Source organism: Actinomadura sp. 3N508, from assembly GCF_044326375.1.
Lineage (GTDB): Bacteria > Actinomycetota > Actinomycetes > Streptosporangiales > Streptosporangiaceae > Spirillospora.
This window is the reverse complement of record NZ_JBIRAX010000003.1, coordinates 181,023-194,076: the sequence shown is the minus strand read 5'-3', so window position 1 is coordinate 194,076 and position 13,054 is coordinate 181,023. Positions and strand designations below refer to the sequence as shown.

The 13,054-nt window shown below is 71.9% G+C and carries 10 protein-coding genes; all 10 read left to right on the top strand.

From position 1 onward, the window contains the following. Positions 1–207: 207 nt before the first annotated feature. The 10 genes from ACH34S_RS12215 (at position 208) to ACH34S_RS12170 (ending at position 13,049) form a co-directional block, all read left to right on the top strand. Positions 208–1,014, top strand: a complete 807-nt coding sequence (locus ACH34S_RS12215) for an SDR family NAD(P)-dependent oxidoreductase (RefSeq protein ID WP_395952658.1) — start codon at positions 208–210, stop codon at positions 1,012–1,014. Positions 1,015–1,151: 137 nt separating this feature from the next. After that, positions 1,152–2,234 carry a type III polyketide synthase gene (locus ACH34S_RS12210; RefSeq protein WP_395952657.1) on the top strand — a complete coding sequence of 361 codons (1,083 nt, stop codon included), beginning with the start codon at positions 1,152–1,154 and terminating at the stop codon, positions 2,232–2,234. Positions 2,235–3,253: 1,019 nt separating this feature from the next. Next, entirely contained in the window at positions 3,254–5,383 is a 2,130-nt protein-coding gene (locus tag ACH34S_RS12205; protein ID WP_395952656.1) for a hydantoinase/oxoprolinase family protein, read from the top strand. Beyond that, entirely contained in the window at positions 5,380–7,578 is a 2,199-nt protein-coding gene (locus ACH34S_RS12200; protein ID WP_395952655.1) for a hydantoinase B/oxoprolinase family protein, read from the top strand. The genes ACH34S_RS12205 and ACH34S_RS12200 overlap by 4 nt, the downstream gene beginning before the upstream one ends. After that, a complete protein-coding gene (locus ACH34S_RS12195) occupies positions 7,578–8,396 on the top strand; it encodes a hypothetical protein (protein WP_395952653.1) in 819 nt (272 codons plus the stop codon). Before ACH34S_RS12200 ends, ACH34S_RS12195 begins: the two co-directional genes overlap by 1 nt. After that, entirely contained in the window at positions 8,393–8,647 is a 255-nt protein-coding gene (locus ACH34S_RS12190; RefSeq protein WP_395952652.1) for a hypothetical protein, read from the top strand. The genes ACH34S_RS12195 and ACH34S_RS12190 overlap by 4 nt, the downstream gene beginning before the upstream one ends. Position 8,648: 1 nt before the next feature. Continuing rightward, a complete protein-coding gene (locus tag ACH34S_RS12185; RefSeq protein ID WP_395952651.1) occupies positions 8,649–10,193 on the top strand; it encodes a sugar ABC transporter ATP-binding protein in 1,545 nt (514 codons plus the stop codon). Next, complete coding sequence (locus tag ACH34S_RS12180; protein ID WP_395952650.1) at positions 10,190–11,164, top strand: ABC transporter permease; 975 nt, start codon at positions 10,190–10,192, stop codon at positions 11,162–11,164. Before ACH34S_RS12185 ends, ACH34S_RS12180 begins: the two co-directional genes overlap by 4 nt. Before the next feature lie 57 nt (positions 11,165–11,221). Continuing rightward, a complete protein-coding gene (locus tag ACH34S_RS12175; RefSeq protein ID WP_395952649.1) occupies positions 11,222–12,226 on the top strand; it encodes a sugar ABC transporter substrate-binding protein in 1,005 nt (334 codons plus the stop codon). Positions 12,227–12,233: 7 nt separating this feature from the next. Next, a complete protein-coding gene (locus ACH34S_RS12170; protein ID WP_395952648.1) occupies positions 12,234–13,049 on the top strand; it encodes an IclR family transcriptional regulator in 816 nt (271 codons plus the stop codon). The last annotated feature ends 5 nt before the right edge of the window (positions 13,050–13,054 follow it).

The following is a 13,054-nucleotide window of genomic DNA, read 5'->3' as shown; positions in this document are numbered from 1 at the left end:
CGGCGACGCTGAACACTGGCCATGCCGGCCGCACCGGACGCCGGCTCACGTTGCATCGACCTGCACTATCTGCCTCGTGAGATGACACGCGCACTACGGCCACACCTGCCGGAAATTTCAGCGTTGGTACGCTTCGAAGTTGATTAACTACTATTGGTGACTATAGGTCGCCTTGTTGATCACCTACAGCGCGCGAAGGGCACACCCATGCGACCGACTGGAAAGACCGCCCTCGTCACCGGCGCCACTGGAGGGCTCGGCCAGGTCATCGCCCACACGTTCACCGCCCGAGGCGTCCGTCCCGTGCTCACCGGCCGAAACTCCGACACCCTCACCCGCCTGGCCGACGAACTGGACTGCCCGGCCATCACCGCCGACATCACCGCCGACGGCGACTTCGCCGCACTGATGCAACAGGCCGGACCGATCGACATCCTGGTCGCCAACGCAGGCATCTCCGGCCCCGTCAGCCTGGCCGACGCCACCCTCGAGGAGATCGACGCCTTCGTGGCGGTCAACCTGCGCGCCCCCATGAGGATGGCGCGCATCGCCGCCGAGCAGATGGCCCGCCAAGGCGGCGGGCACATCGTCTTCATGAGCTCACTGGGCGGCAGGATCCCCCTTCCGCGCATGTCGCTGTACTGCAGCACCAAACACGGCCTTCGCGGCTTCGCCCACGCCATCCGCGCCGACCTGGCTTCCCACGGCATCGGCGTCTCGGTCATCTGCCCGACCTTCGTCCGTGACGCCGGCATGGTCACCCGCCAGCCGGTTCCGCTGCCCCCCTGGGCCCCCACCTGCACCGCCCAGCAGGTCGCCGACGCCGTCTACCGGGCCATCGTCACCAACACCGCGGAGATCCTCGTCGCGCCCTGGTACCTGCGCCAGATCACCCGCCTGTCCGGCCTGTCTCCGGCCATTCCTGCCGGCATCAACCGCCTGACCAGACTCGACCGCCACGCCGAAGCCATCACCGACGGCCTCGCCCGCCGCCAGACCTCCCACATCCTGTGACCCATGGCCGGCCTCGGCCCGCCGCCCGCACGCATGGCGGCCGGTACACCACCACGCCCTACAGCTTCTGCGAAATCCCTCCGTCAAGCTCCGCCGCAGCCAGAGCGCCCCATGAGTGACAGACAGCGAGGACTCCCGTGCCCGCATCCGGCTGGAGCCAGGTACTTCACGCCCGCGTCGATCTTCCACCTCACCGGTACGACAACGCCGAGGTCATCGCCGCGGTCAAGCGCCTGATCGCCGACACCGGACGCTCGCCGTGCAGCGACGGCGTGATCCGCCGGATGTTCACCAACTCCGGCGTCCGCACCCGCCACACGAGCCTCCCACTGGAACAGCTCGGACGGCGTTCCTTCACGCAGGCGCTGACGCAACAGCGGCAGGCGGTGATCGAGCAGAGCGTGACCGCGATCCGCAGCGCACTCGACGACCTGACGATCCCCCCGAACCAGGTCGACATGCTGGCCACCACGGCCTACACCACCCTGACTGCACCCCACGTGGACGTGGAGATCGCCACCGCCCTGGGGCTGCGCACCGACGTGCGGCGCATCGGCATGCCGCCCGCCGGCTGCGCGGGCGGTGCTGCGATGACCGGGAGGATGCACGACCACCTGCGCGGCCACCCCGATCACCTAGCGGTCGGTGTCGTGTGCGATCTGCCCTGCTTCCTGCTCGGTACCTCACCGATGACCCTGACCCGCATCGTGGAAACCGCTCTGTTCGGCGACGGCTGCGGCGTGATCGTGATGGCCGGGGCGCACCGCGCCGGCACCCACCCGACAGGTCCGCGCATCCTGGACACCCACAGCTCCTTCATCCCCGGGACCCAGCACATGGTGGGCTGGCACGTCGAAGATCAGGGCCTGCGCACCTTCCTGGAACCCGGCACCGCGGAAGCCTTCGAGCAAGCCGCACCCGCAACGGTCAGCAGCCTCCTGTCCCCCCACAGCCTGAATACCACCGACATCGGAGCATGGATCTGCCACCCCGGCAGCGCCAAGATCCTCCAGCACGTCGCACGCGGCCTCGGCCTCGACCACGACGCGTTCGAAGTCTCCTACGACGTTCTGGCCCGCACCGGCAACATGGTCGGCGCCACCGTCATTCACGCCCTCCACCACGTGCACACCGCCAACCCGCCCACGGGCACATGGGGCGTCCTGATGGCCTTTGGGCCCGGCCTCAGCTGCGAACTGTCGCTCCTGCGGTGGCCCTGAGTGGTCTGCAGCTGAACCCCTCCCACTCGCCACCCGGAACCGTGGCCTCCTCCGGCCCCGTGCCGGAGAGTGAACGATCACTCAAGTTGAGGATGAGGACGTCATCGCCGGTGAGGACGTAGTGGTGTGGAAAGACCCCGCCAGAGGTCCTCTGGCAGGGTCTTGGTGCGTAGCGTGACCGCTTGGTGTGCAGCCAGCTTGTCGGCTTAGGCCTGGGGTCGGTTTCTACGTCAAGCTCGGCGAACAGACCTTCGCCCGCGTCACCGCCGAAACCGACCCCGCCGCACCCGCTGAGAAGACCCCCAGCGGCCCCGTCTTAGCGATCTGGCTTTGGCCGGGCCACGAGAACACCCGTATTGCGATAGCGATCATTCCGATATGGAAGGACGAGCGTGACCGTCGACGCGTTACCAGGGTGCCTGCTCATCGTGCCAGGCCCGCTGAGGGCCGCGTGGAATCGCGGCCACTAGAAGATCGAGGCTCGGCACCGCATCCGCGACGTCACCTACGCCAAAGACGCCTGCCAGACCCGTACCGGCCTGTAGGAAGGGCGGCACCTCACAAGGTGCTGCATCGGTGCGGGCCAACGCAGAGCGACCACGCTGCACGCCTGCACTCCTTGGCAACTGAGTCCGGCCCCTTTCCAGCGGGGGAGGCTTGACCGCACTCAGCTCGCGGGTGAGCTGAAGAGGGCTGTGCTGCGGGCTTGGTTGGGTGAAGTCGCGCTGGTTGTGCCGCTGCTCGTGTCGTTTGCGTTGGTGATGACGGCGCGGCGAGACCTCGGGCGCTTGCGGCCTCCGGCGGTTTCGCCCAGCGGGTCGGCTATGGCGTCGAGATTCTGGCCGACTCCCTGTGTCGGCGGTGTTTCCGCAGGTCCCCGCCCCAGTCCGCTGTGCGGACTGGGGCGTTGTGTGTGAGGCGGGCCACCTCGCAGAGTGTCATCCACGGCGCTACACGGTCGTCATATCGACGGCATGTCGTGTTTGCGCTGACGTTTTCGTCGACTCTGTGGGGAGAGCGTGGACAGTTCATCTGGTTCCAGCCCGCGGTTCTTCGTGGGGACGGACGTGGGCGGGACGTTCACCGACCTCGTCGTCCTGCGGGACGGGCGCCCGCCGCGGTTGTTCAAGTCGCCGACGACTCCGGACGACCGCTCGGAGGGTGTGGTGAACGCCCTGCGGCTGGCCGCCGAGTCCTACGGGCTGGACCTTCCGGGCTTCTGTGGCGCCGTCGTCTACTTCGCGCACGGGACCACCGCGGCGACCAACGCGCTGATCGAGCGCAAGGGCGCGCCGACCGCGCTGCTCACGACCCGCGGTTTCGGCGACACCATGCTCATCCAGCGGTCGATGACGTCCTGGGTCGGCATGGGCGCCCGCACCGGGCACTACAGCGCCCGCCGCAACCCGGACCCGATCGTGGCGCGGTCGCGGATCGTGGAGATCACCGAGCGGACCGACGCCGGCGGCGAACATGTCGTCGCGCTGGACGAGGACGAGGTGCGCGCGGCGTTGCGCCGGTTGCGGGACGAGGGCGTGCGGGCGCTGGCGGTCTCTTTCCTGTGGTCGTTCGTGAACGGCGCGCACGAGGAGCGGGTCGCCGAGATCATCGCTGCGGAGTGGCCGGAGGCGTACGCGACGCTGTCGCACGAGGTCGCGCCGGTGATCGGCGAGTACGAGCGGTCGGCCACGACGGTCGTCAACAGCTACCTCGGGCCGGTCATCCGCGACTACGTCGCGAACCTGGAGGGGCGGCTGCGCGCGGCGGGGTTCACCGGTGACTTCTCGATCATGGATTCGGGCGGTGGCGTCATGCGCGCCGAGGACGCGGCGCGCCGGGCGGCGTCGATGCTCACCTCCGGGCCCGCGGGGGGCGTGCTGGCCTCGACGGCGCTGGCCGCGCGGCTCGGGCACCGCAACGTGATCACCTCGGACATGGGCGGGACCAGCTTCGACGTCGGCCTGATCATCGGCGGCGAGCCGCTGGTGGAGCGGGTCAGCGAGGTCGGGGATCTGCATCTGGCGCTGCCGCGGATCAAGGTGACCGCGATCGGCGCGGGCGGTGGGTCGCTGGCGGCCGTGGACGAGTCGGGCGTGCTCGTCGTCGGTCCGGAGAGCGCGGGGTCGGTGCCCGGCCCGGCCTGCTACGGGCGCGGCGGCGACCGTCCGACCGTGACCGACGCCGACGTGGTGCTGGGCATCATCGACCCGGCCCGCTTCCTGGGCGGGCAGATGCCGCTGGACCGCGCGCTCGCGGAGAAGGCGATCCGCGTGCATGTCGCCGACCCGCTCGGGCTGAGCGTGGAGGAGGCGGCGGCCGGTATCCGGAAGGTCGCCGACAACCAGATGGCCGACCTGTTGCGGAAGGTGACGGTCGAGCAGGGCCACGATCCGCGGGACTTCGTCGTCTACGCCTATGGCGGGGCGGGCCCCACTCATGCCTACGCCTATACCGAGGCCGCGGGGATCGCGACGCTGGTCGTCCCGCCGACGTCGACGGTCCATTCCGCCTATGGTGCCGTCACCTCCGACCGGTACCGCGCGGTGCAGACGACGGAGGTTCACCGCACCCCGCCCGGCGTCCCGGATCCGGCCGTCCACCTGGACGCCGAGGCCATCTCCGCCACCCTGGACGCGCTGGCCGCCCAGTGCCGGACTGATCTGGACGACGACCCGCGCGTCCGGCTCTCGCGGGTGGCGTATCTGAAGTTCCGCCGGCAGTCGCACGAGCTGCCGCTCGCCGTTCCCGACGGCCCGGTCACGACCGGCGTCCTGCGCGGGCTGATCGAGGACTTCCGCACGGCCTACGAGCGGATCTACGGCGCGGGCACCGCCCTGTTGGAGGCGGGCGTGGAGATCCACACGCTGCGCGTCGAGGGACGGGTGAAGATCACCGACGTCCGGGCGGGACGGTACCCGGGCGCCGCCGACCCCGACGCCGCCCTGATCGGCGAGCGCGAGGTGCATTTCCCCGAGACCGGCCGGATCGCCACCCGCGTCTACCGCGGCGAGGGCCTCGGTGGCGGCGCCGCCCTGCACGGTCCCGCGATCTTGGAGTTCGCCGGCACGACCGTCGTGCTCGGCCCGAACCAGTCGCTGGCCGTCGACCACCACAGCAACCTCGTCATCGACTGCAAGGGGGAGGCGTGACGACCACCGACGCCATCGACCCGATCACCTTCGAGGTGATCCGGCATCGGCTGCTGGCCATCACCGATGAGCAGGGCGCGACGCTGGCGGCCATCTCCGGGTCCACCCATGTGGTGGAGGCCAGCGACTACAACGTCGGCCTCTACCTGCCGGACGGGTCGGTCGCCGCGATGGGGCGCACGATCCTGTCGCACGCCTCGTCCATGGCGGCGATCACGCGCTCGGTCATCAGCGACTGCGCCGAGTCGCCCGGTATCAATCCCGGTGACATGTTCATCGTGAACGACCCGTGGAAGGGCACCGTCCATGCCCAGGACGTCGGCCTTATCGCGCCGATCTTCTTCGACGGCGAGCTGCTCGCCTGGACCGGCGCGATGTGCCACATGGTGGACGTCGGCGGCATGACGCCGGGCAGCTTCTGCATCGACGCGACCGACTCCTACCAGGAGGGTCTGCAGATGCCGCCGACCAAGCTCGTCGACGGCGGCGAGGTCCGCACGGACGTGTGGAACCTGATCCTCGGCCACACCCGCATGGCGCCGACCGTCAATCTGGATCTGCGGGCGCTGATCGGCGCGAACAACACCGCGGTCCGGGCGATGACTGCGCTGGCCGAGAGGTACGGCGCGGCGACGGTCCGGACCGTGATGGCCAACCTCATCGGCCTGTCCGAGCGGCGGCTGCGCAACCGGCTCGCGCTCCTGCCCGACGCCCGGCTGCGCTCTCGTGCCTTCCTCGACAACGACGGCGGCCTCGCCCAGTCGTCGGAGAACGCGACCTACGAGGTCGACCTGGTACTGACCAAGCGCGGCGACACCCTGCACTTCGACTTCTCCGCGTCGTCCCCGCAGGCCAAGGGGTACATCAACTGCGCCCACTCGGGGATGATGGCCGGGATCGCGGCGGCGCTGCTGCCGACGCTGGCGTTCGACGCGCCGTGGAACGAGGGGCTGTTCCAGCCGGTCGAGGTCGAGTGCCCCGAGGGGCTGATCTGCAACGCGGCGCGTCCGGCGGCCGTCAGCGGCGGTGCGCTGGAGGCGGGCTGGCTCGTCGAGATGACGGCGCTGGAGTGCCTGTCCAAGCTCGCGGCGTGCTCCGATGAGCTGCTGCGCGAGGCGCAGGCGGGCCCTGCGGGCGGGCCGGACAAGTTCGTCCTCACCGGCGCGGGCGAGAACGGCGCCCGGCAGACGTACGTGATCATGGACTGCCTCGCCACCGGCGGCGCCGCCTACGCGCACCGCGACGGCGCCTGGACGCAGGGCCAGCACAACATCGAGCGGCAGAAGATCTCCAATGTCGAGGCCGTCGAGATGGACGCCCCGCTGCTGTACCTGTGGCGCGGCCTGGTCGCGGACTCCGGCGGCGCGGGCCGCCACCGCGGCGGCATGAGCATGGGCGCGGTCTACACCGTGCACGGCGGCCGGGACGTCACCGCGCTGAACTCCGCGCACGGCTGGGAGGTGCCCAATTCGACGGGCATCTTCGGCGGCTACCCGGGCGCGCAGAACACCCGCACCGTCGTGCACGGCAGCGACGTCAAGGCGCGGCTGGCCGCCGGGGTGGTCCCGGCGGTCGCGGAGCTGTCCGGCGAGCGGCCCGTCATGCGGGGCCGGCAGGGGCTCTACCAGCTCGGCGACGACGACGTCCTGGCCACCGTGCCGCAGGCGGGGGGCGGCTGGGGCGATCCGCTCGACCGGCCCGCCGCGTCCGTCCAGGCCGACCTGGACTTCGGGGCCGTCACCCCGGACGCCGCCGCCCGCCTCTACGGGGTGGAACTGGCGGCGGACGGCCGGGTCGACGACGCCGCCACCGCCGCGCGCCGCGAGGGCCTGCGCGCCGAGCGCCGGACGCAGCCCGCCGACCGGCCCCTTCCGGAGCAGCCGCGGGGCGAGCGCATCCGGATCCACCCGATGGGCGACGGTCTGGAAGTGGTCGAGGCCGGCGGGTCCCGCTGGATCGCGTGCGCGTGCGGGTGCGTCCTGTCGCCGGTCGAGGAGCCCTGGCGGCCCCGCGCGGCGCTCCGAACCAGCCGTGACGTGCACGCCTTCAGCCATGCCACGCGCCTGGACGAGGGTCTCGAACTGCGCGCCTACTCCTGCCCGTCGTGCGGCCGGCTCCAGGCCACCGACGTGGTGCGGCGCGGCGCCGCGCACCCCGACGACATCCGCCTGCTCACCGGCAAGGAGGAGGAGTGATGGGACGGCTCGCGTTCGCCGCGGCGACCTCGCACGTCGGCGCGATCGTCAAGAACCCCGGCGCCGACCCGGAGATCTCCGGGGAACTGCACGAGGCGTGGCGGACGCTCGACGCCGAGATCGCCGCCGCCCGCCTGGACGCCGTCATCCTGGTCGCCACCGACCATTACGAGACGTTCGGGCTGGAGAACTATCCGGCCTTCTGCCTCGGCCTGGCCGATGAGCACGAGGGCTGGGCGGAGTTCGGCAACCCCGGTGGAACCGTCGCCGGCCGTCCCGCCATCGGGGAGGCGCTGCTCGCGGACCTCACCGCGAGAGGGTTCGACCTCGCGCGCTCGCACACCATGGCGCTCGACCACAGCTTTACGGTCCCGCTGGCCAAGCTCCCGGCGGCCGCGGCCGCCGGGGTGGTGCCGCTGTTCGTCAACTGCAACACCCCGCCGCTGCCGACGCTGCGCCGCTGCGCGGAACTCGGCGCGGCGCTGCGGGAGGCGGTGCATGCCCTGCCCGGCGACGCCCGGGTCGGCGTGATCGGCACCGGCGGCCTGTCGCACTGGGTCGGGCTGCCCCGCTTCGGCGACATCAACGCCGAGTTCGACGGCCGGCTGCTGGGCCTGCTGGAGCGGGGCGACGCCGGGGAGATCCTCGCCTGGGACGACGCCACGATCCTGGACGAGGCCGGGAACGGCGCGCTGGAGATCCGCACGTGGCTCATCGCGGCGAGCGCGGCGGGCGGCCCGGCCCGGGTACTGGCATACCGCCCGATGCCCGCCTGGACGGTCGGGATCGGCATCGCCGCCTTCGAGGTGGCCGCATGAGCATCGTCGCGCTCAACCGGCTCGCACGGGAGCTGGAGCACACGCCGGGCCTGCTCGCGCGCTACCTGGAGTCGCCGGAGACCGTCCTCGACGGGTACCGGCTGACCGGGCCGGAAGGGCGTGCGGTGACCGCCAGGGACGCCTCCTGGCTGCTGGACGCCGGGATGAACCCGGTCGCGCTGCGCAACCTGATGGTCGTGCTCGGCGTCGCCCACCAGGACATGTATCCCGCCCGGAAGGACGGCACCTGACATGGCCGTTTCCGACGCGAAGGGAACAAGCCCGAACCTGGAGGCGGCGTCCGGGGGAGTCGCCCCGGTCCTGGAGTTGCGCGGCGTGCGCAAGGCCTTCGGCGGAGCGCAGGCGCTCGCGGGCGTCGACTTCACACTGCGGGCCGGCGAGGTGCACGCGGTCGTCGGCATGAACGGCGCCGGGAAATCGACCCTGGTGGAGCTGATCTGCGGCTCCATCACCCAGGACGACGGCGACATCATCATCGACGGCCGCCGCCAGGGCCCGCTCACCCCGCGCCGTGCCCACGCGGCGGGAGTGAGCATCGTCCACCAGCGGCGCACGCTCGTCGGCGAGCTGAGCGTGGCGGAGAACCTGCTGCTCGGCAGGCTCCCCACCCGCGCGGGACGGGTGCTGTGGCGCCGGGCCCGCGAGGAGGCCGCCGCCGCCCTCGCCGACCTCGGCCTGGACATCGCCCCCGGCACGCCCGCCGGGAGCCTCGACCCCGCCGAGCAGACGCTCGTCGAGATCGCCCGCGAGGTCCACCACGGCGGCCGGGTCCTCATCCTGGACGAGCCGACCGCCGCGCTCGGCGCCCGCGACGCCGAGCGCGTGCACGGCCTCGTCCGCACCCTGCGCGACCGGGGCAGGGCCATCATCTACATCTCGCACCACCTGGAAGAGGTCCTGTCCCTCGCCGACCGCGTCACCGTCATGCGCGACGGCCGGGTCGCGGCCGTCGAGGACAGGGCCGCGCTCGACCTGCCCGCCCTCGTGCGGGCGATGGTCGGCGACCGGCTGGTGCAGGGCAGGCGGCCGGAGACCTCCCGGAGCCCCGGTGCCGTGGTGCTGACGCTGTCCGGGCTCGGCCGGGGCCGGCTGCGGCCGTTCGACCTGGAGATCCGGGCCGGTGAGGTCGTCGCCGTCCTCGGCCCGGCGGGCGACGGCCAGTCGGAGCTGTTCGGGCTGCTCAGCGGGCTGCGCCGGGCGCGCAGCGGCACCGTCGCCGTGCGCGGCGCGGTGCTGCGGTCCGGCAGCGTCACCGCCGCCCTCGGCGCCGGGCTGCGCTGCGTCACCGGGGACAGGCTCGCCTACGGGCTCGTGCCGGGCCTCGGCGTCGACGAGAACCTCGACCTGGTCCGGCGGGGCAGGCGTCGGCCCTGGCTGGTGCGCTGGCGCGACGTGCACGCCCGCGCCCGCGCGTCGCGGGAGCGCTACGGCGTCACCACGATCCAGGAAGACCCGCCCGTGGCCGCGCTGTCGGGCGGCAACCAGCAGAAGGTCCTGCTGTCGGCGTGGCTGGACGGCGACGTCGCCGCCTGCCTGCTGGAGGAGCCGACCAGCGGTGTCGACGTCGCCGCCAAGGGCGACATCCACCGGATCGTGGACGGCCTCGCCGAGCGCGGGACCGCCGTCCTGCTCACCTCCTCCGACATCGACGAGGTGATCCGGCTCGCCGACCGCGTCGTCGTCGTGCGCGGCGGCCGGGCCGTCGCCGACCTGCCCATGGACCACGTGAGCCGGGACGACCTCGGCACGCTCATCGCCGGAGGAGACCAGCCATGACCGCACTGACCGCGACGAGCGAACGCCTGCGGCTCGCCCTGCCGCCGGGCCTGTCCCGCCACCTCGGCCTGCTGGCCGTGCTCCTGGTCGTCGGGGCCTTCACCGCGCTGCGCAGCGACGTCTTCCTCACCGGCCCGAACCTGCTCAACGTGTCCCAGCAGATCGCCGTGGTCGCCGTCCTCGCGGCCGGGCTCACCCTGCTGATGACCGCGGGCGGCATCGACTTCTCGCTCGGCGCGATCGCCGCCGTGACCCACGGCGTCACCGCCCAGCTCATCGTCGCGGGCCTCGACCAGTGGGCCGCGGTCGTGCTGGCGCTCGCGCTCGGCGCGACGATCGGCCTGGTCAACGGGATCGTGGTGACCTACCTGCGGGTCACCCCGTTCGTGGCGACGCTCGCCACCTCCACCGCCCTCAGCGGCGCCGCGCTGCTGATCATCGACGGCAAGAGCGTGTCCATCGGGAAGGCGCTGGAGACGCTCGGCTTCGGCGAGGTGTTCGGCGCGATCCCGGCCCTGGTCGTCGTCGCGGTCGCCGTCTGCGTCGCCGCGGGCCTGATGCTGCGCTGGACGGCGTTCGGCCGCAACGCCTTCGCGATCGGCGGCAACGAGCAGGCCGCCCGGCTGGCGGGCATCCCCGTCGCGCGGACCAAGCTGCTGCTCTACACCCTCGGTGGCCTGCTCGCCGGGCTCGGCGGCGTCATGCTCGTCGCCCGGCTCGGCGCGGCCAGCCCCGGCACCGGCGGCCTGCACCTGGAGCTCACCGTGGTCGCCGCGGTCGTCATCGGCGGCACCGCCCTGCACGGCGGCAGCGGCACCCTCGTCGGCACCGCCCTGGGCGTGCTGCTGCTCGGCGTGGTCACCAACGCCATCAACCTGCTCCAGATCGACTCCCACTACCAGGACGTGGCGCTCGGCGCCGTCCTGCTGGTCGCGGCCATCACCAACCATCTGCGCGGACGCCCCCGCTGACCGGTTCCCCAGCCCTCCGCCGACCACCTCACCTCACCCCGACCCGGAGGAATCACGATGTTCGCCAGCCTGGGCCCCGTCCCGAAAGCCACTCGCACCAGGACCACTCGCCCCAGAGTCACCGCCACCGCCCTCGCCGTGGCCGCCGGCCTCGCGCTCTCGGCCTGCAGCGTGGACGAGGGGAACAAGGCCGCCGCGCCCGTCAAGTCCGGCAAGCAGCTGACGATCGGTTTCGTCAACGGCAACTCCATCGAGTTCCACACCTGCCTCCAGAACGCCCTGCAGGGGCGCGCCGACCGCGCCGGGGTGAAGGTCCTGACCGCGAACTCGGCCATGGACCCGGCCAAGGAGCTGTCCAACATCGACGACATGATCGTCAAGCGGGTCGACGTGATCGTCGTGCAGACGGTCAACATCGACTCGCTGGAGGGCGGGATCGGCCGCGCCAACCGCGCCGGCATCCCGATCTTCCTGACCTCCGTCGCGTCGGTGGACCAGAGCAAGATCCTGGGCGCGGTCGTCACCGACGTGAAGAAGGTCGGCCGTGAACTCGGCGCCTGGCTCGCCAAGGACAGCGAGGGCAAGCCCGCCGAGGTCGGCATCATCGGCGGCGCGCCGGGCGCCGCCGCCGACCTGATGAACGACGCGTTCAAGCAGAGCCTCGGCGGCAACGCCAAGGTCGTCTTCGACCAGCCCGCGATGTGGCAGCGGGCCAAGGCACAGGACGTGGCCGAGAACATGCTGCAGGCCCGGCCGAAGGTCTCCCACGTGTTCGTCCACAACGAGGACATGGCGTTCGGCGCGCTCGCCGCCTTCAAGGCCGCCGGACGGGACGACATCAAGATCCTCACCAACGGCGGCAGCGCGGCCGGTGTCAAGGCCGTCAAGGACGGGGAGTTCGCGGTCACCGTCAGCAACACTCCCAGGAGCGTCGGCGAGCTGGCCGTGGACAACGTCGTCGGCCTGCTGCGCGGGACGGAAGGTGTCAAGAAGATCGCCACCGTGCCCGACGTGGTCGTGACCAGCGACAATGCGAGCAAGGCACCGCCGTACTGCTCGTGAGGTCACCGTGAACGATTCGCCTGGGCCCCTTCCCGCCGACGATCCCGCGCGCCGCCGCGGAGTACGCTCCGTAGACCGCGCCCTGGACGTGCTCGGCGCCTTCAGCGCCGCGCACCCGCGCTTCCAGCTCACCGAGCTGGCCGAGGCCGCCGGGGTGCCGAAGACCAGTACCCACCGCATCGCGGTGACGCTGGTCGAGCGCGGGTTCCTCCGGCAGGAGGCCGACGGCGCCTACGTCCTGGGCAACCGGCTGCTGGAGCTGGGCAGCCTGGTCTCGACGACCAACGCCCTGTCCCACCTGACGCAGGGCGTCGCCGAGGAGCTGATCCGCTCGACGGGCGAGACCGTCCTGATCGCCGAGATCGACTGGCGGGACAGGTCGCTGCTCATCACCGGCAAGCGGGAGGCGCCGCACTCGCCCGAATCGCTGTCGCCGCTCGGCCGGCGCTCGATGCTGGCCAACGGCTGCATCAGCCGCGCCATCCTCAGCGCCCTGCCGCGGGAGGAGACCGAGGAGATCGTCACGCGGCTGCCGCTGGCGCAGCGCACTCCGGCCAGCATCACCGACCCCGACGCGCTCCGCCGCGAGCTGGAGACCACCCGCCGGTACGGCTACGCCGTCGAGATCGGCGAGTTCATCGCCGGCATCGCCGGCGTCGCCGTCCCGGTGATGGTCGGCGGCCGTCCCGCCGGCGCGATCGCGGTCTGCGGGCGGATCACCCGCATGCCGCGCCAGCGGCTCGAAGCCCTCGGCACCCACATCAAGCACCTGCTCGGCCGGACCGCGGCCGGGCAGCCACCCTCCTCGCCACGCGCGGGCTGACCCGG

What these genes read in the sequence shown, in the direction of transcription:
- ACH34S_RS12215 (WP_395952658.1), top strand. Translation starts at nt 208, where the DNA reads ATGCGACCGACTGGAAAGACCGCCCTCGTCACCGGCGCCACTGGAGGG.
- ACH34S_RS12195 (WP_395952653.1), top strand. Translation starts at nt 7,578, where the DNA reads ATGGGACGGCTCGCGTTCGCCGCGGCGACCTCGCACGTCGGCGCGATC.
- ACH34S_RS12190 (WP_395952652.1), top strand. Translation starts at nt 8,393, where the DNA reads ATGAGCATCGTCGCGCTCAACCGGCTCGCACGGGAGCTGGAGCACACG.
- ACH34S_RS12185 (WP_395952651.1), top strand. Translation starts at nt 8,649, where the DNA reads ATGGCCGTTTCCGACGCGAAGGGAACAAGCCCGAACCTGGAGGCGGCG.
- ACH34S_RS12180 (WP_395952650.1), top strand. Translation starts at nt 10,190, where the DNA reads ATGACCGCACTGACCGCGACGAGCGAACGCCTGCGGCTCGCCCTGCCG.
- ACH34S_RS12175 (WP_395952649.1), top strand. Translation starts at nt 11,222, where the DNA reads ATGTTCGCCAGCCTGGGCCCCGTCCCGAAAGCCACTCGCACCAGGACC.